The sequence below is a fragment of the Paraburkholderia haematera genome, from assembly GCF_905220975.1.
GTDB classification, from domain to species: Bacteria; Pseudomonadota; Gammaproteobacteria; order Burkholderiales; family Burkholderiaceae; genus Paraburkholderia; species Paraburkholderia haematera.
In genome coordinates, this window is the sequence record NZ_CAJNBK010000012.1 from 73,269 (window position 1) to 98,867 (window position 25,599).

At 62.5% G+C, this 25,599-nt stretch carries 23 protein-coding genes; 8 read left to right on the forward strand and 15 right to left on the reverse strand.

Annotated elements, in window-relative coordinates:
* Positions 1–4: 4 nt before the first annotated feature.
* The 4 genes from mrdA to KHO23_RS20895 all read right to left on the reverse strand — a co-directional run bounded on the left by mrdA (position 5) and on the right by KHO23_RS20895 (position 5,289).
* Positions 5–2,341, reverse strand: coding sequence for a penicillin-binding protein 2 (mrdA, locus tag KHO23_RS20880; protein WP_211613143.1), 2,337 nt, complete (start codon positions 2,339–2,341; stop codon positions 5–7).
* Between the two features lie 141 nt (positions 2,342–2,482).
* Positions 2,483–2,995: a rod shape-determining protein MreD gene (gene mreD, locus KHO23_RS20885; RefSeq protein ID WP_211613144.1), complete on the reverse strand. Its 513-nt coding sequence runs from the start codon at positions 2,993–2,995 to the stop codon at positions 2,483–2,485.
* Positions 2,992–4,092: a rod shape-determining protein MreC gene (mreC, locus tag KHO23_RS20890; protein ID WP_211613145.1), complete on the reverse strand. Its 1,101-nt coding sequence runs from the start codon at positions 4,090–4,092 to the stop codon at positions 2,992–2,994. The genes mreD and mreC overlap by 4 nt, the downstream gene beginning before the upstream one ends.
* Positions 4,093–4,245: 153 nt before the next feature.
* Positions 4,246–5,289 carry a rod shape-determining protein gene (locus KHO23_RS20895; protein WP_004189550.1) on the reverse strand — a complete coding sequence of 348 codons (1,044 nt, stop codon included), beginning with the start codon at positions 5,287–5,289 and terminating at the stop codon, positions 4,246–4,248.
* A 380-nt stretch (positions 5,290–5,669) separates the two neighbouring features.
* On the opposite strand from KHO23_RS20895, the gene gatC reads away from it, so the two are divergent.
* From gatC to KHO23_RS20920, 5 genes are all read left to right on the forward strand, one after another.
* Positions 5,670–5,969, forward strand: coding sequence for an Asp-tRNA(Asn)/Glu-tRNA(Gln) amidotransferase subunit GatC (gatC, locus tag KHO23_RS20900; RefSeq protein WP_211613146.1), 300 nt, complete (start codon positions 5,670–5,672; stop codon positions 5,967–5,969).
* Positions 5,970–6,000: 31 nt separating this feature from the next.
* Positions 6,001–7,488, forward strand: a complete 1,488-nt coding sequence (gene gatA, locus KHO23_RS20905; protein ID WP_211613147.1) for an Asp-tRNA(Asn)/Glu-tRNA(Gln) amidotransferase subunit GatA — start codon at positions 6,001–6,003, stop codon at positions 7,486–7,488.
* Between the two features lie 5 nt (positions 7,489–7,493).
* Positions 7,494–8,969 carry an Asp-tRNA(Asn)/Glu-tRNA(Gln) amidotransferase subunit GatB gene (gene gatB / locus KHO23_RS20910; protein ID WP_211613148.1) on the forward strand — a complete coding sequence of 492 codons (1,476 nt, stop codon included), beginning with the start codon at positions 7,494–7,496 and terminating at the stop codon, positions 8,967–8,969.
* A gap of 123 nt (positions 8,970–9,092) precedes the next feature.
* Entirely contained in the window at positions 9,093–9,932 is an 840-nt protein-coding gene (locus tag KHO23_RS20915) for a PPK2 family polyphosphate kinase (RefSeq protein WP_211613149.1), read from the forward strand.
* A 54-nt stretch (positions 9,933–9,986) separates the two neighbouring features.
* Entirely contained in the window at positions 9,987–10,766 is a 780-nt protein-coding gene (locus KHO23_RS20920; RefSeq protein ID WP_211613150.1) for an exodeoxyribonuclease III, read from the forward strand.
* Positions 10,767–10,769: 3 nt separating this feature from the next.
* Here KHO23_RS20920 and KHO23_RS20925 read toward each other — a convergent pair whose 3' ends face one another.
* The 7 genes from KHO23_RS20925 to argB form a co-directional block, all read right to left on the reverse strand.
* A complete protein-coding gene (locus tag KHO23_RS20925) occupies positions 10,770–11,999 on the reverse strand; it encodes a M48 family metallopeptidase (protein ID WP_236066938.1) in 1,230 nt (409 codons plus the stop codon).
* Positions 12,000–12,049: 50 nt separating this feature from the next.
* Entirely contained in the window at positions 12,050–13,444 is a 1,395-nt protein-coding gene (locus KHO23_RS20930) for an AmpG family muropeptide MFS transporter (protein WP_211613151.1), read from the reverse strand.
* Between the two features lie 14 nt (positions 13,445–13,458).
* Positions 13,459–14,067: a methionine biosynthesis protein MetW gene (metW, locus tag KHO23_RS20935; RefSeq protein WP_211613152.1), complete on the reverse strand. Its 609-nt coding sequence runs from the start codon at positions 14,065–14,067 to the stop codon at positions 13,459–13,461.
* A complete protein-coding gene (metX, locus tag KHO23_RS20940; protein WP_211613153.1) occupies positions 14,064–15,209 on the reverse strand; it encodes a homoserine O-succinyltransferase MetX in 1,146 nt (381 codons plus the stop codon). Before metX ends, metW begins: the two co-directional genes overlap by 4 nt.
* 308 nt (positions 15,210–15,517) lie before the next feature.
* Positions 15,518–16,222: a nucleoid occlusion factor SlmA gene (gene slmA / locus KHO23_RS20945; protein ID WP_211613154.1), complete on the reverse strand. Its 705-nt coding sequence runs from the start codon at positions 16,220–16,222 to the stop codon at positions 15,518–15,520.
* Positions 16,200–16,991, reverse strand: a complete 792-nt coding sequence (locus KHO23_RS20950) for a pyrimidine 5'-nucleotidase (protein WP_211613155.1) — start codon at positions 16,989–16,991, stop codon at positions 16,200–16,202. Before KHO23_RS20950 ends, slmA begins: the two co-directional genes overlap by 23 nt.
* 209 nt (positions 16,992–17,200) lie before the next feature.
* Positions 17,201–18,100: an acetylglutamate kinase gene (gene argB, locus KHO23_RS20955; protein WP_063494482.1), complete on the reverse strand. Its 900-nt coding sequence runs from the start codon at positions 18,098–18,100 to the stop codon at positions 17,201–17,203.
* Positions 18,101–18,364: 264 nt separating this feature from the next.
* Between argB and KHO23_RS20960 the strand changes: the two genes are divergently transcribed.
* On the forward strand, positions 18,365–18,589 hold the full coding sequence (locus KHO23_RS20960; RefSeq protein ID WP_211613156.1) for a cysteine-rich CWC family protein: 225 nt from the start codon (positions 18,365–18,367) through the stop codon (positions 18,587–18,589).
* Positions 18,590–18,627: 38 nt separating this feature from the next.
* Here the strand turns inward: KHO23_RS20960 and KHO23_RS20965 are convergent, their stop codons facing one another.
* Positions 18,628–20,265, reverse strand: a complete 1,638-nt coding sequence (locus KHO23_RS20965) for a tetratricopeptide repeat protein (protein ID WP_211613157.1) — start codon at positions 20,263–20,265, stop codon at positions 18,628–18,630.
* A 127-nt stretch (positions 20,266–20,392) separates the two neighbouring features.
* Between KHO23_RS20965 and KHO23_RS20970 the strand changes: the two genes are divergently transcribed.
* Positions 20,393–21,703, forward strand: coding sequence for an ATP-binding protein (locus KHO23_RS20970; protein WP_211613158.1), 1,311 nt, complete (start codon positions 20,393–20,395; stop codon positions 21,701–21,703).
* A complete protein-coding gene (locus KHO23_RS20975; RefSeq protein ID WP_211613159.1) occupies positions 21,700–22,242 on the forward strand; it encodes a response regulator transcription factor in 543 nt (180 codons plus the stop codon). The genes KHO23_RS20970 and KHO23_RS20975 overlap by 4 nt, the downstream gene beginning before the upstream one ends.
* Positions 22,243–22,423: 181 nt before the next feature.
* Here the strand turns inward: KHO23_RS20975 and hslU are convergent, their stop codons facing one another.
* The 3 genes from hslU to dksA all read right to left on the reverse strand — a co-directional run bounded on the left by hslU (position 22,424) and on the right by dksA (position 25,093).
* Positions 22,424–23,770, reverse strand: coding sequence for an ATP-dependent protease ATPase subunit HslU (hslU, locus tag KHO23_RS20980; RefSeq protein ID WP_211613160.1), 1,347 nt, complete (start codon positions 23,768–23,770; stop codon positions 22,424–22,426).
* A 9-nt stretch (positions 23,771–23,779) separates the two neighbouring features.
* Positions 23,780–24,316: an ATP-dependent protease subunit HslV gene (gene hslV / locus KHO23_RS20985; protein ID WP_028197737.1), complete on the reverse strand. Its 537-nt coding sequence runs from the start codon at positions 24,314–24,316 to the stop codon at positions 23,780–23,782.
* 357 nt (positions 24,317–24,673) lie between these two features.
* Entirely contained in the window at positions 24,674–25,093 is a 420-nt protein-coding gene (dksA, locus tag KHO23_RS20990; protein ID WP_012431412.1) for an RNA polymerase-binding protein DksA, read from the reverse strand.
* Positions 25,094–25,599 lie beyond the last annotated feature (506 nt).

A 25,599-nucleotide genomic window follows, 5' to 3' on the forward strand; every position in this document is an offset into this window, starting at 1 on the left:
CTCCTTACTCGTCGATGCCGCCGGAAACCGGCTGGCCTGGCGACGTAGGCTGAATACTGTCATCCTGCGACGGGGCGGCGGCGCTCGGCACCGGCTCGCTGCTTGGGCGGGGTTTGTGCGGGACGCCGGATTTACGCGGTGCCGGATTCTTTACAGCGGCAGAGGCGGATGCGGCGACGCCCGCCGATGCGCCTGATGCGGAAGCCGCAGCCGTAGCCGTCGGTGTGGCGCCAGTGGGCGCCGATGCAGCAGCAGGAGCCGAGGCAGCCGCCGCAGCGGAAGCGGCCGCCGCGGCCGAAGCGGCGCCCGGCATCGGCAGCGCGGTGAAGCCCGCCGCGACCTTGACCGGCTGCGCCGCGTCCTGCGGCGTCGGTGCGTCACCCACTTCAGGCGCGGACGCATCCTCGGTCGCCGAGGCCGCTGCCGCGACAGCCGCCGCTTGAGCGCCGGGCTTGTTCTTGCCGACCAGGTAGTAGTCGAGCACACGCCGCGCGATCGGGCCGGCCGACTCCGCACCCCAGCCGCCGTTTTCGACGATCAGCGCGAGCGCGATCTTCGGTTGCTCGGCAGGCGCGAAGGCGATGAAGAGCGCGTGGTCGCGCAGATGTTCGGCGATCGCGTGGCCTTTGTAGTTCGCGCCTTGCAGCGAGTAGACCTGCGCCGTACCTGTCTTGCCGGCCGCCTGATACGGTGCGCCGATGAACAGCTTCGACGCCGTGCCGTTGGTCACGACGCCTTCCATCGCGCGCTTGATGATGTCGATGTCCGATTGCTTCACGGCGATCTTGTCGCTCGGATCGCGCACGACCGGGCGCGTCTCCTTCGAGATCGGATTTTCGATGTCGCGCACGAGGTGCGGCTTCATGACGACACCGTTGTTGGCGAGTGTGGCGGTGGCGTGGGCGAGCTGGAGAATGGTGAACGAGTTGTAGCCCTGGCCGATGCCCAGGCTGATCGTTTCGCCTTCATACCAGCGCTGCTGCTCGGGCTTGCGGTACGCCTTGCGCTTCCATTCTGTTGACGGCAGGATGCCACGTGCCTCGCCCGAAATGTCGATGCCGGTGATCTGGCCGAAGCCCCACGGCTTCATGAAGTTGGCGATGTTGTTGACGCCGAGATCGTGCGCGAGCATGTAGAAGTACGTGTCGTTGGACACGACGATCGCGCGATTCATGTCGACCCAGCCCTGGCCCGAGCGCACGTCGTTGCGGAACGTGTGGCCGCCGAACGTGTACGAGCCCGGATCCTGGAAGCCCCAGCCTGGCGTGCGCTTATGCAGTGTCAGCGCGGCGAGCGCCATGAACGGCTTGTAGGTCGAGCCCGGCGGATAGGTGCCATGCAGCGGCCGGTTCAGGAGCGGGTGGTCGGGCGAGTTGTTGAGCTCGTCCCAGGTCTGCTGATCGATGCCGTCGACAAACGAATTCGGATCGAAGCTCGGCGCCGACACGAACGCCAGCACGTCGCCCGTTGCCGGTTCGATTGCGACCAGTGCGCCACGGCGGCCCGCGAAGGCTTGCTCGGCGACCTGCTGCAGGCCGATGTCGATCGACAGTTGGAGGTTATTGCCCGGCGTCGCCTGAGTACGCGACAGCGTGCGCACAGGCCGGCCGCCGGCGGTGACTTCGACTTCCTCAAAACCGGTCTGGCCGTGCAGCTCCGTCTCGTAGCTCTGCTCGACGCCGATCTTGCCGATGTAGTCGGTGCCCTTGTAGTTGTTGGCGTCGAGGCGCGGATCGTAGTGATCCGGATCGCTGTCGTTCTGATCGCTGGCGTCGTCGATGCGGTCCTGATCGCGCTGCGAAATCCGGCCGATATAGCCGATCACGTGTGCCGCGGTGGGCCCAAGCGGGTATTGGCGGAACAGGCGTGCGCGCACCTCCACGCCCGGAAAGCGGAAGCGTTGCGCGGTGAAACGCGCGACTTCGTCGTCAGTGAGGCGGGTGCGGATCGGCAGGCTCTCGAAGTTCTTCGAGTCTTCCTGCAGCTTCTTGAAGCGGCGCCGGTCGCGTGCGTCGATCGAGACCACGGTGGCCAGGTTGTCGATCACGTTTTCGAGCGTGTCGTTCAGCTTCGATGGCGTGATTTCGAGCGTGTAAGCCGAGTAGTTCTTGGCCAGCACCACCCCGTTACGGTCGGTGATGATGCCCCGGTTCGGCACGATTGGCGCGACCGAGATGCGGTTTTCGTCGGCTTGCAGCGAGTATTTGCTGTAGTGCCAGACCTGCAGGACCAGGAAACGGAAGCCGATCAGCCCGAAGCAGACGAACACGAACACGCCCGCCGCCGCGACGCGCAGGCGGAACTTCGAGAGCTGTTGCTGAGTGTCCTTGAATTCGGTCATGCGATTCTGCAAAAGGCCGCGTGGCGGCCATCATGAGTGTGCGCCCAAACCGGCCAAAACCGGGAGGCATGAACAGCGATGCGCGTCGAGCGGGCCGGCTACCCGGGTTCCAGCGGAACGGCCGGCGGGCTCGATGCGGGATTAAATCGGCCGCGTATCGTCCGGATCGGCCGGGCGACGCTGCGGCATCAGCAGCAGCATGCTGGCGACCGGCCACAGCGCGGCTTCGACGAAGCCGTCGATCAGGTAACCCCAGCCCGGAAACGCCGCGCCCGTCAGCAGACGGATCACGAACGGCACCAGTTGCGCGACGACCAGGAGCGGCATGACCGCGAAGGTCTGCACGCCAAGCGACATCCACAGCACCCGACGATGGATCGTAATCGCCCCGTACGACAACAACGTATACGCTAGTGCGTGCTCGCCAAGCAGGCTGGCATTGTGCACGTCCATCAGCAAGCCGAGAAAGAACGCGATGCCCATGCCGACTTTGCGCGGCTGGTGCACGTTCCAGAACAGCAGCACGAGCGCCACGAAGTCCGGCACGCCGGCGAGGCGCCCCCACGGCATCAGGTTCAGCAGGAACGCCGCGGCGAGGCTGAACGCGATGAAGTACGGATTGACCGGCTGCAGGATGTATTGCGGACGGTTCATGGCTGTGCCCCCGGCGTGGCTTGCGGCTTCGCGCTCTTGTCAGCGGCCGGTTTCTTTTCGGTGGCGGCTTTCTTCTCCGCAGCCGTGGCTTTGGCCGACGGCTTTTCAGCGGGCTTGGCAGCAGCGGCGGCGGGTTTTTCGGCAGGCTTGGCAGCGGATTTATCCGCCGCGGCCTTGTTGTCCGCGGGCTTGCCACCCTTCTTCGCTTTCGCGTCCTTGGCGGTCGTGGCCGCATCGGGCTCTTCCGCCGGTCGCGGCGGCACATTGTTCAGATAGTGCAGCACCAGTAACTGACGCGCGCCGCGCACGGGCGCAACCGGCAAGCAGATCACGCGCGCGAACGCCGTATCGGCCTGCTTGTCGACCCGCACGACCTTGGCGACCGGCAGCCCCGGCGGATAAACGCCGTCGAGCCCGCTGGTGACGAGTTCGTCGCCGGTTTGCACGTCGGCGCTGATCGGCACAAAGCGCAGATCGAGCGTATCGCCCTTCGGCGTGCCGTAAATCACGCTGCGCAAGCCGGTGCGCACGATCTGCACGGGCACGGCCTGGTCTTTGTCGGTGAGCAGCGTCACTTCGGCTTGCAGCGGGAAGACGCGCGTCACCTGACCGATCACGCCGTCTTCGTTGACAACCGGCGAACCGTTCTGGACGCCTTGCTGGGCACCGCGGCCGATCACCACCTTCTGCGTGAACGGGTCGCGTGTGTCGTACTGGATTTCGGCCGGCAGCGATTGCGTGGTCGAGCGCTGCGAGAGTTGCAGCAGCGCGCGCAAATGGGTGTTCTCGGCAGCCAGTTCGGCGGCCGTATTGGCTTGCTGCGAGAGCTGGAGATCTTTGGTGCGCAGCTTGTCGTTCTCGCTACGCAGCGTGGCGCTGGTCACGGCCAGGTCGGCCGCGCCCATGAAGACGTCGCGCGGCACGAGGGCTGCGCGTTGCAACGGATAAAGACCCGCGCCGAGCACGCCGCGAACGATTTCGAGCGTTTTGAAGCGTGCATCGGAGATCAGCAGGGCGAGCGCCAGCACGACGAAAAACACCAGCCGTGCGAGGGCGGACGGGCCTTGCTTGAACAGGGGCGGCGGACTGTATTCCATGGTCGGCGCCGGGGGCGTGAGCGGTTGGGTGAGACGGCGGCGCGTTAGGGACGCGCGTTCAGCGCGCGGAGGCTGGCAGGCCCAGCCAACGGCAAACCGGCCCACAAGGGGCCGTTTGCCTGATCCGCGCTACTGACATGGAGACGGGCTCGCTTACTCGTACGAGAAAATGCTGCCCAGCTTGTCCATGCGTTCGAGCGCCATGCCCGAGCCGCGCACAACGCAGGTCAGCGGGTCTTCGGCGACGAGCACCGGCAGGCCGGTTTCCTCGGCGAGCAGGCGGTCCAGATCGCGCAACAGTGCGCCACCGCCCGTGAGCATCATGCCGCGCTCGGCGATGTCGGCGCCCAGTTCCGGCGGCGTTTGTTCGAGCGCGATCTTCACCGACGACACGATCTGGTTCAGCGGATCGGTGAGGGCTTCGAGAATTTCGTTGCTGGAAATCGTGAAGCTGCGCGGAATGCCTTCCGACAGGTTGCGGCCCTTCACTTCCATTTCCTTGACTTCGGAACCCGGGAACGCGGAGCCGATTTCTTTCTTGATGGCTTCAGCGGTTTGTTCGCCGATCAGCATGCCGTAGTTGCGGCGGATGTAGTTGACGATAGCTTCGTCGAACTTGTCGCCGCCTACGCGCACCGAACCCTTGTACACGATGCCGCCAAGCGAGATCACGCCGACTTCGGTCGTGCCGCCGCCGATGTCGACGACCATCGAGCCGGTTGCTTCCGACACCGGAAGGCCTGCACCGATTGCCGCAGCCATGGGTTCTTCAATGAGGTAGACCTGCGAAGCGCCCGCGCCGTGCGCCGCTTCTTTAATGGCGCGACGCTCGACCTGGGTCGAACCGCACGGCACGCAGATGATGATGCGCGGCGACGGCGAGAACATACGCGATTCGTGAGCAGTTTTGATGAACTGCTTGATCATCTGTTCGGTGACGGTGAAGTCGGCGATCACGCCGTCTTTCATCGGGCGGATCGCCTCGATGTTGCCCGGCACCTTGCCAAGCATCTGCTTGGCTTCTTTACCGACGGCCTGAATGGTTTTTTTGCCGTTGGGACCGCCTTCCTGGCGGATCGAAACCACCGACGGCTCGTCAAGAACGATACCCTTGCCACGCATGTAAATGAGCGTGTTGGCAGTGCCAAGGTCAATCGCCAGATCGTTGGAGAAGTAGCTGCGCAGAAAACCGAACATTCAAAATCCTGTCTCGCTTGGAGCCGGGCCTCGCAACGTATGCGCAGGGCGGCAGCGGAAAAAATAACAGCTTCAACCGGGCGCAAGCGGCGCCACAGGAATTTGAAGCTGCGAGGGAGTCTACCGGAGGCCGGTGCAAGGCCAAGTCAGAAAAATCCGAACTATCTTTGGGAATTGTTCAGAAAGGCCTTGGTAAGTCGGTCCGGGTTTGGGTCGAACGCGTAATGATACCTTATAATTTTGGATGTTTTGAAGGAAACGGACGGCACTTTTTGCCGCCGCTGGCCCCTTTTTCGAGGTCTTCCTCCAGTGTCGTAACCCGCTGTCGCAGCATCGTTTTTCCCGTGCTGCGGCGGTCCACCACATTTTCCGGTGACTGCATGGCTCTGACCCTGACCGATGTTAAACGCATCGCGCACCTCGCGCGGCTCGAACTGGCTGACGCCGAAGCTGAGCACACGCTTGTCCAGCTCAACGATTTTTTCGGCCTCGTCGAGCAAATGCAGGCGGTCGATACCACCGGCATCGCCCCGCTTGCCCATCCGATCGAGCAGATCGAAGACGTCGCGCTGCGTCTGCGCAACGACGCGGTGACCGAAACGGTCGACCGTGAAGCTTTCCAGCGCCCGGCGCCGGCCGTTCAGGACGGCTTGTACCTCGTGCCGAAAGTGATCGAGTAAGACTCGCGAATCAAGCCCAGGATAAAACGCAATGCATGAAAAAAGCTTGACCGAACTGCGCGCCGCACTGGCAGCCAAGGAATGCTCCGCAGTCGAACTGGCGCAGCTCTATCTGAAGCGGATCGACGCGGCCAACAGCCTCAACGCCTTCATTCAGGTCGACGCCGACCTGACGCTCGCGCAGGCGAAAGCGGCCGACGCGCTGCTTCACACCGGCCACGCCGGCCCGCTGGTCGGCCTGCCGATCGCCCACAAAGACGTGTTCGTCACCAAGGGCTGGCGCTCCACGGCCGGCTCGAAGATGCTGTCGAACTACGAAAGTCCGTTCGACGCGACCGTGGTCGCGCGTCTGCAGAACGCCGGCATGGTGTGTGTGGGCAAGACCAATATGGACGAGTTCGCGATGGGCTCGTCCAACGAGAATTCGTACTTTGGCCCGGTGAAGAATCCGTGGGATCGTCTGGCTGTGCCGGGCGGTTCGTCGGGCGGCTCGGCGGCTGCGGTCGCCGCGCGTCTCGCGCCCGCAGCCACCGGCACGGATACCGGTGGCTCGATTCGTCAGCCGGCGTCGTTCTCCGGCATTACCGGCATCAAACCGACGTACGGCCGGGTGTCGCGTTACGGCATGATCGCGTTCGCGTCGTCGCTGGATCAGGGCGGCCCGATGGCCCAAACCGCCGCGGATTGCGCAACGCTGCTCAACGCCATGGCCGGTTTTGACGAGCGCGATTCGACCAGCCTCACGCGTGACGACGAAGACTTCACGCGCTACATCGGCAAGACGTGGAAAGACGATAGCGCGGACAAGCCGCTCGCCGGTTTGCGTATCGGCTTGCCGAAAGAATACTTCGGCGAAGGCCTCGCCGCTGACGTGCGCGCCTCGATCGACGCCGCGCTGAAGCAATACGAAGCGCTCGGCGCCACGCTGGTGGAAGTCTCGCTGCCGAAAACCGAACTGTCGATCCCGGTGTACTACGTGATCGCACCGGCGGAAGCCTCGTCGAACCTGTCGCGTTTCGACGGCGTGCGATTCGGCCATCGCGCGGCGGAATACCACGATCTGCTCGACATGTACAAGAAGTCGCGTGCGGAAGGCTTCGGTCCGGAAGTGAAGCGCCGCATTCTGGTGGGCGCCTATGTGCTGTCGCACGGCTATTACGACGCGTACTACCTGCAGGCACAAAAGATCCGCCGCATCATCGCCCAGGATTTCCAGGAAGCGTTCAAGCAGTGCGACGTGATCATGGGGCCGGTTGCACCGTCGGTGGCGTGGGACCTCGGCGCGAAGGGCGACGATCCGGTGCAGATGTATCTGGCCGACATCTATACGCTGTCGGTGAGCCTCGCCGGTTTGCCGGGCATGAGCGTGCCGTGCGGTTTCGGCGCGGGCGCGAATGCGCAGCGTCCGGTGGGTCTGCAGATCATCGGCAACTATTTCAATGAAGCCCGGATGCTGCAAGTGGCCGACGCGTTCCAGCGCGCGACCGACTGGCACCGTCAAGCACCGGCAGGAGTGTGAGCACCATGGCCAAGCAATGGGAAGTCGTGATCGGTCTGGAGACCCACGCGCAACTGTCGACCCAATCGAAGATTTTCTCGGGCGCCGCCACGCAATTCGGCGCTGCACCGAATACGCAGGCCTGCCCCGTCGATCTGGCATTGCCGGGTTCGCTGCCGGTGATGAACCGCGGTGCTGTCGAACGGGCGATTCAATTCGGTCTCGCGATCGGTTCCACGATTGCACCGCGCAGCATATTCGCGCGCAAGAATTACTTTTACCCCGATCTGCCGAAGGGCTATCAGATCAGCCAGTACGAAATTCCCGTCGTGCAGGGCGGCCAGGTGACGATTCAGGTCCCGGCTAACGAAAAGGCAGGCAAGGAAGCGTACGAGAAGGTCGTCAACCTGACGCGCGCCCATCTCGAAGAAGACGCGGGCAAGTCGCTGCACGAAGACTTCGCGGGCATGACCGGGATCGACCTGAATCGCGCCGGCACGCCGCTGCTCGAAATCGTCACCGAGCCGGAAATGCGCAGCGCGGCTGAAGCGGTCGCGTATGCCAAGACGCTGCACACGCTCGTCACATGGCTCGGTATCTGCGACGGCAACATGCAGGAAGGCTCGTTCCGTTGCGACGCGAACGTGTCGGTACGCCCGGTCGGTCAGGCGGAATTCGGCACGCGTGCCGAGATCAAGAACCTGAACTCGTTCCGCTTCCTCGAAGAAGCAATCCAGTACGAAGTGCGTCGCCAGATCGAATTGATCGAAGACGGCGGCACGGTGGTGCAGGAAACGCGTCTGTACGATCCGGACAAGCGCGAAACGCGTTCGATGCGCAGCAAGGAAGACGCACACGATTACCGCTATTTCCCCGATCCCGATCTGATGCCGCTGGTGATCGACGCGGCGTGGGTCGAGCGCGTGAAGGGCGAGATGCCGGAACTGCCGGTCGCGATTCAACAACGCTTCGTCGCGCAATACGGCCTGACGCCGTACGACGCGAACGTGCTGACGTCGAGCAAAGCCATGGCTGCGTACTACGAAGCGGTCGTCCTCAAGGTCGGTCCGTCGAACGCGAAGGTCGCGGCAAACTGGCTGATGGGCGAAGTGTCGTCGCAACTGAATCGAGAAGACCTGGACATCGCCGATAGCCCGGTTTCGTCCGCGCAGCTCTCGTTGTTGCTGCAACGTATCGCCGACGGCACGATCTCGAACAAGATCGCCAAGGAAATTTTCCTCGCGATCTGGGAAGAGAAGGCCACCGACGAAGCCGCTGCCGATCGCATCATCGAAGCGAAGGGTTTGAAGCAGATTTCGGACACCGGCGCGCTGGAAGCGATCATCGACGAAGTGCTTGCCGCGAACCCGAAGTCGGTTGAGGAATTCCGCGCCGGCAAGGAAAAGGCGTTCAACGCGCTGATCGGTCAGGCGATGAAGGCCACCAAGGGCAAGGCTAATCCGGCACAGGTGAACGAACTGCTGAAGAAGAAGCTGTCCTGAGTTGAAGCAATCGGGCCGGCGCGAGTGCGCCGGTCATCGCGGGCTGTTGCCGGAAACGAAAGTGGGGCAACGGCCCGTTTCATTTTGCGGGCGATGGTTTAACGCAGATTACGGAGCCTGTGAATGGCGAAACAACCCGAACTCGACGATTTCCGCGTGCCGTATTTTGACGGCGGCAAGAAGAACAACGCCTTCTCGCTCGACGCTTTCGACCCGACCGCGAAGCCTTTTTCGACCGGTTCGAAGGAGGCCGACCGGGCGCGTTTGTCGGAGATCGGCGCGAAGCTCGACACGCTGCAGGAATGCCTGCACGCGCAGCAGAAGCGTCGCGTATTGCTGGTGCTGCAGGGCATGGACACAAGCGGCAAGGACGGTACGATCCGCGCGGTGTTTAAAGAAGTCGATCCGCTCGGTTTGCGCATTGTGCCGTTCAAGGCGCCGACGCCCGTCGAACAGGCGCACGATTTTCTATGGCGCGTGCATGCACAGGCGCCTGCTGCCGGTGAGTTGACCATTTTCAACCGCAGTCACTACGAGGATGTGCTGGTGCCGACCGTGCTCGGCACTCTGGATGCCGAAGCATTCGAGCAACGCTGTTGCCACATTCGTCAGTTCGAAGAACTGCTGACATGCAGCGGAACCACCATCATCAAATGCATGCTGCACATTTCGAAAGATGAGCAGCGCGAGCGTCTGCAGGCACGCATCGACGATCCGGACAAGCACTGGAAATTCGATGTCTCCGATCTTGAAGCCCGCAAGCAGTGGGACCAATATCAAGCGGCGTACCGCGAGGCGCTGGCCGCGACATCGACCGATTACGCGCCGTGGTATGTAATTCCGGCCGATTCGAAGACCCATCGCAATGTGATGGTCGCCGAGTTGTTGCTCCGCACGTTCGAAGCGTTGAAGCTTGAATATCCGCCTGCCAAAGAATCGCTGAAGGGCGTCAAGGTCGAATGACGCGGTGCCTTTGGCCCTTTGCTCCAGAAACGAATTGAACATAAAAGGAACGACATGTTGCGTGTGATTACCGCCAACCTGAACGGCATCCGCTCAGCGGCAAAGAAAGGCTTTTTCGACTGGTTCGGCGAACAGAAAGCCGATGTGCTGTGCGTGCAGGAAATCAAATGCTCGCAGGACGATTTGACGCCGGAATTCATGTCGCCGCACGGTTTTACTGGCTATTTCCAGCATGCGGTGAAGAAGGGCTATAGCGGCGCAGGTGTGTACACGCGCCGTGAGCCGGATGAAGTGGTGATCGGTTTCGGCAGCGAGGAATTCGATCCGGAAGGGCGCTATGTCGAACTGCGCTTCGGCGAGCTTTCGGTGATCTCTGTGTACGTGCCGTCGGGGTCGAGCGGGGAAGATCGTCAGCAGGCCAAGTTCCGCTTCATGGACGAGTTCATGCCGCATCTCGCGGAACTGGCCAAGGAGCGGGAAGTGATCGTGTGTGGCGACGTGAACATCGTCCACAAGGAAATCGACATCAAGAACTGGAAAAGCAACCAGAAGAATTCAGGCTGCCTGCCGGAAGAGCGCGAGTGGCTCACCAGGCTGTTTGATGAGGTTGGTTATGTCGACGTATTCCGCACGCTCGATCAGCGGCCGGAACAGTACACGTGGTGGAGCAATCGCGGTCAGGCGTATGCGAAGAACGTGGGGTGGCGGATCGACTATCAGATCGCGACGCAGGGCATAGCCGGCAAGGCGAAACGCACCGACGTGTTCCGCGATATCAAGTTCAGCGACCATGCGCCGCTGACGGTCGATTACGACCACAAGTTCAAGAAGTAAGATTCACTCGCCGATCGGTTTGCGGCGCGGGCGGCCGATGCCGGCATAGTCCGGCAGCGCATCGACGCTCTTGCCGATGGCCTTCGCATAAAGCGGCAGCATATCCGGCAAACGCTTGACGATGTCCTGGCGCCGCGCCGGCGTGTACGGGTGCACGTAGATGTAGCCCTGCTCGCGATTGCTGCGCGTTGCCGTGGCCAGCTTGTCCCATAGCGTGACTGCCGCGCGCGGATCGAACCCGGCGCGAGAGGCGATATCGCTGCCGATCACGTCGGCTTCGGTTTCGTCGGTGCTCTCGTACTTCATCTCCAGCAACCGCGAACCGATGCCGAGCGGTGCCACGCCCAGATCGGCGAGTCCGAATAGCTGCGGGATCGTGCCGGAGGAGTCGAGCTGGCTCGCCTGCAGTTCGCCGAGCCGCTCGCGCGCATGCTCGCGCAACGCGTGTGCGATCTCGTGACCGATTAGCATGCCGAGTTCGTTGTCGTTCAAACGCGCGCGATCGAGCAGGCCGCTATACACGACGATCTTGCCGCCCGGCAGGCAGTACATGCGAATATCGGGCGAGCGCACCACCGCCACATCCCACTTCCAGTTTTTGGCCCGCTCGTTCCACTTCAGCGAGTAGGGAATCAGTTTGTCGACGATCGAGCGCACCCGCGTGACGTGGGCGTCGGTGTCGCCATACAGACGGTTCGCGTGATCTGCGCCGTACACGATCTGGTTGAACTCTTCGGCGGCTTGCGCCTCGAGCATGGGCGAGGGGATCAGGTTGCGAAACACGAGGTAGCCGCCGTAGCGCAGCTGTGTATTCGGAGCACTGTAAGTCGGAGGCGGGGGGGCGTTGGTGGTTGCGGCGGGCGTTGACGTTGCGGCAGGCGCTTTTGCGGTCGCTGCCGGCGCCGAAGTAGCGGCGGGCGTTTTGGCCGTTACCGGCGCCGGTGGCGGCTGCGTCGAAGCGGGCGGCGTGGCGGCGGCAGGTGCGCTGCCGGCGTTCGTGGCGCCGGTTGCGCCGACTGCCGCCGATGTCGCGTTTTCAGCACTCGCTGTGTTTGGCGCCGATTTTGCCGCCGCCGGCGCTGGAGCCGGCGTGGCGGTGGCCGGGGCTGCTGCACCGCTACTAACGGCGGGCATGGCGGTTGCGTAGGCGCTCAACGGCGCTGCCGACAGGCTCGCGCAACCGAGCGCCAACGCCGCACGCAGCACCGCGCGGCCAGTCTTGGGCGAATGAATCCCGGAGACAGCCGCTTCGGGACGCGCGAGGCGCCTTGACTGACGCACCGTCACGACCGGGTTCTCCAGGGCGCGATGCGCAGCAGGAGCAGCATGCCGGGCAGTCCCAGCGCGGTACACACGATGAAGTAGTCGAACCAGCCGATCTTCGCGACGACATAGCCGCTTGCCGCCGATGCCAGCGTGCGCGGCACCGAAGCCAGGCTCGTGAAGAGCGCGAACTGCGTAGCGGTATACCGCGGATCGGTGGTGCTGGCGATGTAAGCAGTGAAGGCCGCCATCGTCAGACCGGTCGCGAAGGTTTCCAGGCCGTAGACCAGCGCCAACGCGACGGAGCGCGGATCGAGCTGCACGGTCCAGTCGATGCCGACGAGCGCGAGCAGTTTTGAGGTGCCCTGGCTCAACCCGACGGCGATGTCATAAATTGCGGTAAGACCAGGCGAAGCCGGGCCAAGATGTGCAAGCCAGGCGAAGCCGAGCGTCGACACCATCTGCAGGACGCCGAAAATCCACAGCCCGCGGCCGATGCCGATCTTCATCAGCCAGATCCCGCCGACGATCCCGCCCGCCAGACTCGCGCCGAATGCGGTGGTCTTGGCGATCACGCCGATTTGCGTGCGCGAAAAGCCGATGTCGAGGAAGAACGACGTGGACAGCGTGGTCGCCATCGTGTCGCCGAGCTTGTAAAGGAAGATGAAGCCGAGCACGAACAGCGCGCCGCGCCAGCCGTCGCGTTGAATGAATTCCCTGAACGGCTGCACGATCGCATCGCGCAGATTCTTCGGCGGGGTGCCGTGCACTTCGGGCTCGCGCACCACCAGCGTCATGATCATGCCGGGCACCATGAACGCGGCGGTGACGATGAAAACGGTGGTCCACGGCAAATGGTCGGACAGAATCAACGCCAGCGAACCCGGCACCAGCGCGGCGATTTTGTACGCGTTCACGTGCACCGCATTGCCGAGACCCTGCTGCGTGTCGCTCAGCAACTCACGCCGGTACGCATCGATCGAGATGTCCTGGCTCGCGCCGAAGAAGGCGACCAGCGCTGTCAAAGCCGCGACCGTCCAGATCGAATCTTTCGGCGACACGAATCCGAGCGTAGCAATCGCGCCCGCGACCAGAATCTGCGTAACCAGCATCCAGCCGCGCCGTCTGCCCGGCCGCCAGCCCGGCAAACGCGGCACGTAGCGGTCCATCAGCGGCGCCCAGACGAATTTCCAGGTGTACGGGAACTGGATCAGCGCAAAAAGGCCGATTTCCTTCAGATTGACGCCTTCGGAGCGTAGCCACGCCTGCACCAGATAGACGAGCGTGAACAGCGGCAATCCCGACGTAAAACCGAGAAAGACGCAGATCAGCATGCGCGTATTCAGGAACGCGCGCCAGCCGGGATGTTCTTCGTGAGCGGTAAGTGCAGGCGCCTCGTGCGGCGGGTTCGACATGTGGATAAGTGGCGTTAGCTTTTCTTGACGCGATAGACCGCAAGACTACCACGCCAGTTCACCCCCCACCGCACCACCTGGCCATCGTGAAGCACCACGCGGTCGAGAATCTCGATGCCGACTTCCGGCGCCAGCGCCTCGAAATCCTTGATCGTCAGCACCCGCACGTTCGGCGTGTTGTGCCACTGGTAAGGCAGCGACTTCGACACCGGCATGCGGCCTTGCAGCACCGAAAGCCGGTGCGCCCAGTAACCGAAGTTCGGGAACGACACGATGCATTCCTTGCCCACCCGCACCGTCTCGCGCAGGATCGCGGCCGTTTGATGGATGGTTTGCAGCGTCTGCGACAAAACCGCGAAATCGAAACTGCCGTCTTCGAACAAACGCAGGCCGTCTTCCAGGTTCTGCTGGATCACGTTGACGCCGTTCTGCGTGGACGCCAGCACGCCGGCGTCGTTGATTTCGATGCCATAGCCCTGCACTTCCAGCTCTTCCTTCAACAGCGACAGCAGCGAGCCGTCGCCGCAACCCAGATCGAGTACGGTGGCGCGCGGTTCGACCCAGCGGGCGATTGCGCGGAAGTCCGGGCGCAGCGCCAGATAATCGAGTGCTCGCTGGTTCATGCGTTCACCTCGTTCGCAATACGTTCGTAATAGGCGCGCATCAGGTTGTGATAGCGCGCGTCGTCGAGCAGGAAGGCGTCGTGGCCGTGCGGCGCGTCGATTTCCGCGTAGGTTACCGTGCGCTTGTGGTCGAGCAACGCCTTCACCAGTTCGCGCGAGCGGGCCGGCGCGAAGCGCCAGTCGGTCGAGAAGCTGGCGATCAGGTATTTCGCCGTGGTGTGCGCGACGGCGGCGGTCAGATCGCCGTCGAAGGCTTTGGCCGGATCGAAATAGTCGAGCGCGCGGGTGATCAGCAGGTACGTGTTCGCGTCGAAGTAGTCAGCGAATTTGTCGCCCTGATAGCGCAGATACGACTCCACTTCGAATTCCACGTCGAAGTTGAAGTTGTACGCGTCCACCGCGCCTTCCGCGCGGCGCAACGAACGGCCGAATTTCTCGGCCATGTCGTCGTCCGACAGGTACGTGATGTGGCCGATCATGCGCGCGACGCGCAAGCCGCGCTTCGGCTTCACGTTGTGCGCGTAGTAGTTGCCGCCGTGGAAGTCGGGGTCCGACAGGATCGCCGAGCGTGCTACTTCGTTGAACGCGATGTTCTGCGCGGAGAGCTTCGGTGTGGATGCCACGACGATGCAATGGCCCACGCGCTCCGGATACATCATGCTCCAGGCGAGCGCCTGCATGCCGCCGAGGCTGCCGCCCATCACCGCGGCGAAGCGCGTGATGCCGAACGCGTCGGCGACGCGCACCTGCGCGTTCACCCAGTCTTCAACCGTGACGACCGGAAAGGTCGCGCCGTACGGATTGCCGGTGGCCGGATCGATGCTCATCGGCCCGGTCGAGCCGAAGCACGAGCCCAGGTTGTTCACGCCGATCACGAAGAACTTGTTCGTGTCGAGCGGCTTGCCCGGGCCGACCATGTTGTCCCACCAGCCGACGTCTTTCGGATTGTCCGCATACACGCCCGCCACGTGGTGCGACGCGTTGAGCGCGTGACACACCAGCACGGCATTGCTGCGTGCGGCGTTGAGCGTGCCGTAGGTCTCGACCATCAGGTCGTAACCGGCCAGCGAGCTGCCGTTCTGCATGAGCAGCGGCTCGGTGAAATGCATTTTTTGGGGAGCGACGATACCGATCGATTCCATTCATTCCGCCATTTGACAAATACAGGGCGGCTAGATTGGCGTCGGCGAGGCACGGAGGAGAAACGGTGTGCGCGGCTGACGACCTCTTTAGCCGCATTTATAGTGAGCCGCGGGAAACATTCCCGGCAGTTCGCGCGCCCGCAATCGAGTCAGCAAATCGGCGCGTGATAGTACGTGTTCAAGGTGTTCAGGGTGCTCCGGACGGCGGTCTCAGATGATTCGGCGAGCCGCGGTCAGGCGCAAAGTATAGCGGAAAATTTCATGCGGCAGCGTCGCGGGCGCCGCTGCAAGCTCGCGTGCCGCGCGGACTATTGAAGGATCAGGAGCAGTTGTGCGTCGGCGTGTTCGGCGGGTGGCCGTGCAAAGCCACTACGCACATACCGATGCCAGCGACCGATGATGTAGCTCAGCAGCAAGCTCGCGCGGATCGCGGGATCGTAGCCGGCTGGTAGCGGGACAGCCTGTGTATTGGCGCTGGGGCTTGCGTTTTCACCTGCGTTCGCGCTCGCATTTGCCTCCATCTGAGCCACGCGCAAACACTGCTTCAACGAGGCCTCGATCCGTTCCAGCATCTGATTGACGCGCTCGGTCAGCCGCTCATGCTCGCCGACCAGCGCCTCGCAGGTCAGCACGCGCGTCATGCCGGGATTCTTCGCGGGGAAGTTGAGCAGCATTAGCGCGATCGAACGGGCTTGCAGCACGCCGTTGCTTTCCTTGTCGGCGATCTGGTTGATCAGGCCGAAGATGGTCTGCTCGATGAACTCGATAAGCCCTTCGAACATTTGCGCCTTGCTGGCGAAATGGCGGTACAGCGCGGCTTCCGAGACGCCGAGCCGGGCGGCGAGTGCCGCCGTGGTGATCTTTTCGCTCTTCGGCGCCTCCAGCATCGCGGCAAGCGTCTGCAGGATATGCACGCGGCGCTCGCCCGGTTTCAGGCGCGCTGCGCGCGGGGTGGCCGGCGAGGTGGGTTCGTCTTCGGTTACGGCTTCGTCAGGCTTGTCGATCGGCTGCATGGCTGCGTCCCGTCTGCTGTCCCTTCAATCGAACCGAGCGGGTGCCCAGTCTCAGCGATTTTAACGAACGAATGCATCGATCGACATAGTGCGGCCGGCCAGTGCCGGGCAGACGCGTGGGCACGCCGTCCGCGTGCGGTTTGCGTGGCAGATGGCCGGTGATCCACACGGTACGGATGCCGAGACGCCGGTAGTTCTTGAGATGCGAGCGCGTGTCTTCCACGAGGATCGCGTCTTTGAGCGAGACGTGCGCGTCGCGCATCGTCTTGCGCAGCATCGAATGGTCGGGTTTGGCGCGCCAGTGGCGGCGATCGCGCATATGTTCGATGGCGATCACCTGTTCGAACAGACGCTCGATACGCAGTTCTCTGAGCACCGCGCGCGCATAGGTCTCGGGTGCATTGGTCAGCACGATCTTGCGGCCGGGCAGCGACGCGACGAGCCGTGCGACGCCGCGTTCGTGACGGATCATCGAGCCGAGATCGGGGAACGTATGCACGACTTTCAGGAAGTCGTTCGGGTCGAGCGGATGATGCCGCGTCAGACCGAGCAGCGTCGCGCCGTAGCGTTGCGTGTAGCCGGTGCGCAGACGGTTGGCTTCGTCGAGATCGACTTGCAAGGCGTCGATGATGTACTGCGTCATGCCCTGATTGATCGCCGGAAAAATCGCGTGCGAGGCGTGATGCAGCGTGTTGTCGAGATCGAACAGCCAGACCGGACTGCCGCCTGCAATATGCGGACGACGTCGCCGGGAAGTGGGGGTGCGCATGATGGAGGGCGCCGTTCAGGCGCAGGCAGCCGTTTCGCGCAGCGAACGCTGACGACGCTTCGCGATGCGGAAAACGATAGAGAAGGAGGGCGTGTTCTTGCGCCGGAGGGCGGCGCGTTGTGCACCGCCGGACGCGGCCGCAGCGCAACTGCACGGCCCACATGGCACGCCTGACTGGCATGCCGTGTGGGCCGGGTGTGAGGCAGGAATCAATGCGAGCGGATCATCGTGCCGAACGGCTGTTCGGTGAGAATTTCCAGCAGCACCGAGTGCTCGATGCGCCCGTCGATGATGTGCACCGAACGCACGCCGCTCTTCGCTGCATCCAGCGCCGACGAGATTTTCGGCAGCATGCCGCCGGAGATCGTGCCGTCTGCGAACAGGCCGTCGATTTCACGCGCCGACAGATCGGTCAGCAGATTGCCTTCCTTATCCATCACGCCCGGGATGTTGGTCATGATCACGAGCTTCTCGGCGTTCAGCACGACCGCCAGTTTGCCCGCGACCAGATCCGCATTGATGTTGTACGACAGACCGTCTTCGCCGAAGCCGATCGGCGAGATCACCGGAATGAACGCGTCGTCCTGCAGCGCTTTCACGACCGCGGGATTGATCGCCTCGACCTCGCCCACCTGACCGATATCGACGTACTGGCCCGGATTGTCGCGATCCGGCATCTGCATCTTGCGCGCGTGGATCAGGCCGCCGTCTTTGCCGGTCAGACCGACCGCGTGGCCGCCGAAATGGTTGATCAGCGTGACGATGTCCTGCTGCACTTCGCCGCCGAGCACCCATTCGACGACTTCCATCGTCTCTTCGTCGGTGACGCGCATGCCCTGAATGAACGTGCCCTGCTTGCCGATTTTCTTCAGCGCCTGGTCGATTTGCGGACCGCCGCCGTGCACGATGACCGGATTGATACCGACGAGCTTCAGCAGGATCACGTCGCGCGCGAAGCCTTGCTTGAGTCGCTCCTCGGTCATGGCGTTGCCGCCGTATTTGATGACCACGGTCTTACCGTGATACTGGCGAATGTAAGGTAGCGCCTCGGCCAGAATTTCAGCCTTGAGGGTGGGCGCGATCTGCGAAAGGTCAGGGATCTCGGACATGGCGGCAGGCTCAGGCACGGAACAGTTAAAACAGGGCGAATTGTACAGGACTGGCGCGCTGCAACAGGGTTTTCGATACCGACGCCCGTGACCGGCGGCGCAGGCTTTGCGCACTGCGCAATGACTGGCCCGAGGCGGCGGCCGGCGATCGAGCTTACCGCCGTTCTGAACCGCCTGTGAATTGGCCGAATGGCCGACTGACGGCGGCACGCCAGTCGTGGCATCATTTCCTGATCCAGGCCGAATCGAGATCAGCGGTCCGTCATGAAATCGTCAGCTTCCCGTTCCGCAAGCAGCGCGCTTTGTCCGCGCTGCGGTCAGGCGTTCGATTGCGCCATGCATGGGGTGCCGTTCGACTGCTGGTGCCGTGAGATGCCGGCCCTGCCGGCAGACCGGCTCGATCCGTCCGGCCGCTGCCTGTGTCCTGAATGTCTCGCAGCGGAGATTGCGCAAGCCGTGCAACGGGCACCGGGAGCCGGTTCGCCTTGAATGCGGCGCGACGTGGCTTGGGTGGCCGCGGTGCCTCGCTAGGCTGCGTGGCTCTGGGCAGCAAGCACGCTCAGATCCTGTGCGACGGCCTTTAGTGCCGGATCCCATTGACCGAACTGTGGCTGCCGGTAGAGTGTGGCGCTCGGATACCACGGGCTGTCGAGCCGGTCGAGCAACCAGACCCAATGCGGATTGACGTCGAGCAGCACCCATGTGCGCTGGCCGAGCGCGCCGCTCAGATGCGCCACGGAAGTGCAAACCGTGATGACGAGATCAAGCGCGCTGACAAACGCAGCCGTGTCGTCGAAATTGGCGAATTCGGCGGTGTAGTCCGACATCGGCAGACCCGCCGCCCGAGCCGCCGCGACGTCCGTCCCGGCACCCGGTTGCAACGAGTAGAACGCCACGTTCTGCATGCCGCCGAAATGTTCCGCGTAGCGCTCCCAACCCACCCGCCGGAACGGATTGCGCTGATGGCCGTGGCTGCCGGTCCACGCGAGTCCGACTTTGAGCCTCCTTTCCCCGCTCAGCCTTTTTCGCCAAGACTGGCTGGCTGCGGCGTCCGCATGCAGGTACGGAATCTCAGCGGGGATAGTCTCCTCGCGCGTGTCGAAGATCAACGGCAGGCTGAGTAACGGAATTTCATAGTCAAACGGCGGCAAGGAGTCGACGCCGCCGCCGGCCGAGTAATCGTCCACTTGATCGGTGAGGCTGCGAGCGAGCAGCGCGCCCATTTGCGGAAATGAATTCCAGATGAGACGGCCGCCCTCGCGATGAACACGCTCCGCCAGCAGGGGAATATATCGGCTGAACTGCAGGACATCGCCCATGCCCTGTTCGCCCCACACCAGCAGCGTTTTGCCGGCGAGCGATTCGCCTTGCCAGGTCGGCGCGGGCATTGAGGGGCGGTTGCCGCCCAATTCAAACGAGCCGTCCCAGCGCGCTTCGTGGTTTTGCCAGCCGTGCGCGTAATCGCCGCGCATAAGCTGCAACAGGCTGAGATTGGAGCGCATCGCCGCGTCGTTGGGCGCTAATGCACAGGCCGTTCTTCCGGCGTGCTCCGCCTCGTCCCAGCGTTGCGCTTCACGTAGCGCCAGCGCATAGTTGTTATGCGCCAGCGGGCTATGCGGCGCACATTGCACGGCTCGTGCGCCTGCTTCAAGCGCGCCCGGCAGATTCAAATTGACACGGTTTACCTGAGTAAGATTGGTCCATGCATCGCCGTGGCCGGGATCGTCATGAACCGCACGTTTCAGTAGGGCGAGTTGCTCGTTGGGATCTCCGCCAGTGAGTGCGAGGGCGCCGGCGAGATTGTTGCGCAACTGCGGCAAAGCTGGATCGATGCCGAGTGCGCGACGATAGGGTGCGATTGCCTCGCCATGCCGGTTTGCCATCTGCAGCGCGTAGGCGAAACGGAAGTGCGTAAGAGCGCGATGGGGATCGAGTTGGGCAATAATGGCGGCGAGTCCGATCGCGTCATTGTGACGATCTTGCGCGAGCAGCGTAGCAATCAGCGATTCGATCGACTCATCGTCGAGTGGATGAAGTTGTGCGGCGATGTCGAGCCACTTGGCCTCTGTGTCCGTTGTGCCGTTTTGTCGGGCTGCGGCAGCATGTCGCAGGAAAGTCAGGAAAGCTGACGAGGCGGGCGTCTCGCTATCGGAGGTAGGTAGCATGATGGGTTTGGGCTGCGCAAGAACCGGTGATAAACGATCGGCCCACGCAGCGCTATCGCAAAATTCCATGCTACCGGCACGAGACCGCGAGGTCAGTCAGACTAGTCCGAACAGTTAAACTAAAGTCATGCATCGTATAACCAACACCGGCCGGGTCAACCTCGGTCATCTGTTCTGGCTACGCAGCCTCGCCATCATCGGCCAACTGACGACGATTGCGTTCGTGCAGAACTTCTTCGGCGTGCACCTGCCGTTGCCCGCCATGTTGCTCGTGATCGCCCTTGAGGTTATCTTCAACGCACTCACGTGGTGGCGTGTCTCGCAGCAGCGGCCAGAGTCCAATCTCGAACTGTTCGGGCAGATCTGGGTCGATCTCGGCGCATTGTCGGCGCTGCTGTTCCTCTCAGGTGGCACCACCAATCCCTTCGTGTCGCTGTACCTGCCGTCGCTCGCGATTGCCGCAGCCGTGTTGCCATGGCATCTGATGGCGTGGCTCGCCGCGTTCGCCGTGGCCTGCTACGCCGTGCTCGGCTTCGATTCCGTACCGCTCAATCTCGACAACCCGGCGAACCTGTTCGACTACTATCGCGCCGGCATGTGGGTGAACTTCATGGTCAGCGTCGGCCTGATTGCGTGGTTCGTTGCACGCATGTCACGCGCTCTGCGACTACGTGACGCAGCGCTCGGAGAAGCGCAGCAGCGCTTGCTTCACGATGAACGCGCCGTCGCGCTTGGCGTGCAGGCCGCTACCGTCGCGCACGAAATCGGCACGCCGCTGTCTACAATTGCGATGTTGTCCGAAGAATTGCGCGACGCGGCCCGAACCGATAAAGGGCTCGCGCCGTATAGCGCCGATCTGGAGCTGCTCGAACAGCAAATGACGCTGTGTACTTCGGCGCTTGCCCGGCTGCGCAGCCGCGCAACGACCGCGACCAACCGGCAAATGGTCGGTGAATGGCTCGAGTCGTTCTCCGAGCAGTGGCGCTTGCGTCATCCGCATGTGAAGTTCGAGCGGATCGGTGTGCCACCTGCGGATATCAGCCTCGACGATACGGTTGCCGTGAGCCAGATTCTGACGATTCTGCTCGACAACGCCGCGCGCGCGAGTCGCGATCACGTCACGCTGTCGTGCACGCTCACAGTTCGCGGTGACCAGATCGTGTTCGAGGTATGCGACGCAGGCCCGGGCATTCCTGCCGCGTTGCGCGGATCGCTCGGCACGATGCCGGTCGACAGCACACAAGGCGGACACGGCGTGGGTCTGTATCTGGCATTTTCGGCGGCGGCACGTCTGAAGGGATCGATCGAGCTGGCCGACTTCAGCGAAATCAAGCCGCGCGGCACGCGTGCAGTGTTGAGACTGCCGCTTGCGGCGCGCAAATTATCAGGTGCGGGCCGTCAAGGCACTACGCCATCCAACACGGAGAAACAGGCATGAGCGATATGAATTTTCTGGTGATCGACGACGATGAGGTGTTCTCCGGCATCCTCGCCCGCGGGTTGACGCGACGCGGTTATACGGTGGCCGAAGCGCACAACGCGGATGAGGCGATCAAGTTGGCGAACCAGCAGAGGTTCAGCCAGATCACGGTGGACCTGCATCTCGGCAACGACTCCGGTCTTACGCTCGTCGCCCCCTTGCGTGATTTGCAGCCTGACGCGCGCATGCTGGTGTTGACCGGTTATGCCAGCATCGCGACGGCGGTTCAGGCCGTGAAAGACGGCGCCGATAACTACCTGGCGAAACCCGCCAATGTCGAGACGATTTTGTCCGCGCTGCAAAGCGAGGCGAGCGCCCTGCAAGCTGAAGAGGCGATTGAGCATCCCACGCCGTTGTCGGTTGCGCGTCTGGAGTGGGAGCATATTCAACGCGTGCTCGCGGAGCACGGCGGCAATATTTCGGCCACGGCGCGTGCGTTGAACATGCATCGTCGAACGCTGCAGCGGAAGTTGGCGAAGCGGCCGGTCAAGCAGTAGTAAGGCTGTAGCCAGGCTGTAGCCAGACGTTAGGTGCTGTGGCCTGCTTGTGCTTGCGGGCCGTCAAACAAAACGGGCCGTCTTTCACAAGACGGCCCGTTTTTTTACACGTCACACACGATCGCCCGCATGCGAGGCGTGCGGTTTTAACATGGCATCGACGTCGACGTCGACCTAAGCATCACAACACGTAGCGCGACAGATCCTCGTCTTCCGCCACTTCGTTCAGCGCGCGATCGACATACGCCGCGTCGATTTGCACCGTCTTGCCCGAGTGATTGCCGGCTGCGAACGAAACATCTTCGAGCAGTTTTTCGATCACCGTGTACAGGCGGCGTGCACCAATGTTTTCAGTCTTCTCGTTGACCGAATACGCGATTTCGGCCATACGCCGAATGCCGTCGTCGGCAAACTCGAGGTGCACGTCTTCCGTAGCCAGCAGCGCCTGGTATTGCTTGACGAGGCTCGCGTCGGTCGACACCAGAATCGATTCGAAATCGCCCACCGACAGCGAATCCAGTTCGACCCGGATCGGGAAGCGGCCTTGCAGTTCCGGAATCAGATCGCTCGGCTTGGCCAGATGAAACGCGCCGCTCGCGATGAACAGAATGTGGTCGGTCTTCACCATGCCGTACTTGGTGTTGATCGTGGTGCCTTCGACGAGCGGCAACAGATCGCGCTGCACGCCCTGGCGCGACACTTCACCGCCACCTGCTTCACTACGCGATGCGATCTTGTCGATTTCGTCGAGAAACACGATACCGTTCTGCTCGACGTTCTGCACCGCCTTGGCTTTCACCTCTTCGTCGTTGAGCATCTTGCCGGCTTCTTCGTCGGTGAGGACCTTGAGCGCTTCCTTCACCTTCAGCTTGCGGCGTGTTTTCTTGCCGCCGCCGATGTTCGCGAACATCGAACGGATCTGCTCGGTCATGTCTTCCATGCCCGGCGGCCCCATGATGTCCATGCCGACTTGCGGCTGTTCGACGTCGAGTTCGATTTCCTTGTCGTCGAGCAGGCCTTCGCGCAGACGCTTGCGGAAGGTCTGACGCGTGGTGCTGCCCTCGTCGGCGGTATCCGCGGCGCTCGAGCTCGCGCCGAAACCCACCGGCCGCGCGCTTGGCAGGAGGATGTCGAGGATACGGTCTTCGGCCTGATCTTCCGCCTTGGTCCGCACCTTGCGCATTTCCGTTTCGCGCGTCTGCTTGATTGAGATCTCCATCAGATCGCGCACGATGCTGTCAACGTCGCGGCCTACGTAGCCGACTTCGGTGAATTTGGTGGCTTCGATCTTGATGAACGGTGCGTCGGCCAGTTTCGCCAGACGCCGCGCGATTTCGGTTTTGCCGACGCCGGTCGGTCCGATCATCAAGATGTTTTTCGGCGTGATTTCCTGACGCAGCGGGTCTTCTACCTGCTGACGGCGCCAGCGGTTGCGCAGCGCCACAGCAACCGCTTTCTTCGCGCGGCCTTGGCCGATGATGTGTTTGTCGAGTTCCGAGACGATCTCGGCAGGGGTCATGGTGCTCATCGTGGGTCCTTACTCGATCGTCTCGATGACGCGGTTATGGTTCGTATAGATGCACATGTCGCCGGCAATCTCCAGCGACTTCTCCACGATCTCGCGCGGCGACAGCTCCGTGTTGTCAACGAGCGCCTTCGCGGCGGCTTGCGCATAAGCGCCGCCCGAACCGATCGCGCAGATACCGCCTTCCGGATCGAGCACGTCGCCGTTACCGGTTATGACGAGGGTCGTGGTGGCGTCCGCCGCGATCAGCATCGCTTCGAGGCGGCGCAGCATGCGGTCGGTGCGCCAGTCTTTGGCGAGTTCGACGGCGGCGCGCGTCAGATTGCCTTGATGTTTTTCCAGCTTCGCTTCGAAGCGGTCGAGCAGCGAGAAGGCGTCGGCCGTGCCGCCGGCGAAGCCGACCATCACTTTGCCGTTATAGATGCGCCGGACTTTCTTGGCCCCGCCTTTCATGACAATGTTGCCCAGCGTCACCTGACCGTCGCCGCCAAGCGCGACCTTGTCGCCGCGGCGCACGGAAACGATCGTTGTGCCGTGAAATTGCTCCATATGCGTTCCTCTTTGCAAAACGGGTAGGACACGGTGGCGCAGCACCACCGCACGAATCCTGTGAATCCTGGAAGCGGACGGCGCGCAACGCTGAAACGATCAACCGGTTGGCGCGCGCTCGTGCAACGCATGTCCGACTTATTTTAGGGCGTGCGCGGTCATATCAAGAGCCGGCAAACGGCATAAGACAAAAACACGGGATTCGGCGCGGGGAAGAGGGCTGCGGGCGGCGGGGCGCAAGGGCGCGCGCTGGGGGCGCACCGGGGGCGCACAAAAGAAAAAAGGCGCACAGATCACCGTGCGCCTCTCGACGAAGCAGCTTAAAAGGGCGCGGAGCCGAAGCCGCGCCGCAGGTGTTCAGTCGCCGAACAGCTTCTGGCGCAGTTCGCGGCGTTCCTGCGCTTCGAGCGACAGGGTAGCCGTGGGCCGTGCGAGCAGACGCGGAATGCCGATCGGTTCGCCGGTTTCTTCGCACCAGCCGTAATCGCCCGAATCGATGCGCGCGATCGATTGCTGCACCTTCTTCAGCAGCTTGCGCTCGCGGTCGCGCGTGCGCAGTTCCAGCGCATGCTCTTCCTCGATCGTTGCGCGATCTGCCGGATCCGGCACGATTACTGTTTCGCGCAGGTTCTCGGTCGTCTGGCCGGCATTGCGGAGAATGTCCGCCTGCAGCTGTTCGAGCTTGTTCTTGAAGAAAGCGAGCTGATCCTCATTCATGTAATCCTTGTCGCTCATCTTCAGGATTTCGGCTTCAGTCAAGAGTCGTTTCGTCGTCATCTGGCTTGCTTCTTCAATGTGAGGCAAAACTCTTACATAGTGCCCGCAATTTCGTATTGCCCGCAAAAGCGCCACGAGGACGCTGAGCGCCAAGGCGGGCACGGACGATGGGCTGTCGGTGACGCGAAAGCGCCTTGCGCCCACGCGCCGGGCGTCGCTACGCCTATGCGGGGCCGAACTCCTCTGGAAACCGCTTCTCAATTGCTCCTGAGGCATTGCTTGCCGGCAGCGTGCCTTATCAGCTGTGCCAGCCGGCATTGTCGGCGTCATTCCCGGACAAGATTTTCCGGCGCCGTTTCAGGCCCGGCACGCAATACGCGCTGACCGGGCAATTCGTTGTCATTCTCCAGTGGGCACGTATTGTAACTGAATCACAATCTAGCACCGCAACTGGTAAAAATCCCCCGGCGGCGCACTGATATCCCGAAAATATAACGCGCGCCCGACCAAAAAGCGATGGTCGTGCACGGTTTAATACAGCAGGGTTTTCACGTGCTTTTCACACA

Coding starts and splice junctions, on each gene's coding strand:
- mrdA (WP_211613143.1), bottom strand. CDS start 2,341: ATGACCGAATTCAAGGACACTCAGCAACAGCTCTCGAAGTTCCGCCTG.
- mreD (WP_211613144.1), bottom strand. CDS start 2,995: ATGAACCGTCCGCAATACATCCTGCAGCCGGTCAATCCGTACTTCATC.
- mreC (WP_211613145.1), bottom strand. CDS start 4,092: ATGGAATACAGTCCGCCGCCCCTGTTCAAGCAAGGCCCGTCCGCCCTC.
- KHO23_RS20895 (WP_004189550.1), bottom strand. CDS start 5,289: ATGTTCGGTTTTCTGCGCAGCTACTTCTCCAACGATCTGGCGATTGAC.
- gatC (WP_211613146.1), top strand. CDS start 5,670: ATGGCTCTGACCCTGACCGATGTTAAACGCATCGCGCACCTCGCGCGG.
- gatA (WP_211613147.1), top strand. CDS start 6,001: ATGCATGAAAAAAGCTTGACCGAACTGCGCGCCGCACTGGCAGCCAAG.
- gatB (WP_211613148.1), top strand. CDS start 7,494: ATGGCCAAGCAATGGGAAGTCGTGATCGGTCTGGAGACCCACGCGCAA.
- KHO23_RS20915 (WP_211613149.1), top strand. CDS start 9,093: ATGGCGAAACAACCCGAACTCGACGATTTCCGCGTGCCGTATTTTGAC.
- KHO23_RS20920 (WP_211613150.1), top strand. CDS start 9,987: ATGTTGCGTGTGATTACCGCCAACCTGAACGGCATCCGCTCAGCGGCA.
- KHO23_RS20930 (WP_211613151.1), bottom strand. CDS start 13,444: ATGTCGAACCCGCCGCACGAGGCGCCTGCACTTACCGCTCACGAAGAA.
- metW (WP_211613152.1), bottom strand. CDS start 14,067: ATGAACCAGCGAGCACTCGATTATCTGGCGCTGCGCCCGGACTTCCGC.
- metX (WP_211613153.1), bottom strand. CDS start 15,209: ATGGAATCGATCGGTATCGTCGCTCCCCAAAAAATGCATTTCACCGAG.
- slmA (WP_211613154.1), bottom strand. CDS start 16,222: ATGCAGCCGATCGACAAGCCTGACGAAGCCGTAACCGAAGACGAACCC.
- KHO23_RS20950 (WP_211613155.1), bottom strand. CDS start 16,991: ATGCGCACCCCCACTTCCCGGCGACGTCGTCCGCATATTGCAGGCGGC.
- argB (WP_063494482.1), bottom strand. CDS start 18,100: ATGTCCGAGATCCCTGACCTTTCGCAGATCGCGCCCACCCTCAAGGCT.
- KHO23_RS20960 (WP_211613156.1), top strand. CDS start 18,365: ATGAAATCGTCAGCTTCCCGTTCCGCAAGCAGCGCGCTTTGTCCGCGC.
- KHO23_RS20965 (WP_211613157.1), bottom strand. CDS start 20,265: ATGCTACCTACCTCCGATAGCGAGACGCCCGCCTCGTCAGCTTTCCTG.
- KHO23_RS20970 (WP_211613158.1), top strand. CDS start 20,393: ATGCATCGTATAACCAACACCGGCCGGGTCAACCTCGGTCATCTGTTC.
- KHO23_RS20975 (WP_211613159.1), top strand. CDS start 21,700: ATGAGCGATATGAATTTTCTGGTGATCGACGACGATGAGGTGTTCTCC.
- hslU (WP_211613160.1), bottom strand. CDS start 23,770: ATGAGCACCATGACCCCTGCCGAGATCGTCTCGGAACTCGACAAACAC.
- hslV (WP_028197737.1), bottom strand. CDS start 24,316: ATGGAGCAATTTCACGGCACAACGATCGTTTCCGTGCGCCGCGGCGAC.
- dksA (WP_012431412.1), bottom strand. CDS start 25,093: ATGACGACGAAACGACTCTTGACTGAAGCCGAAATCCTGAAGATGAGC.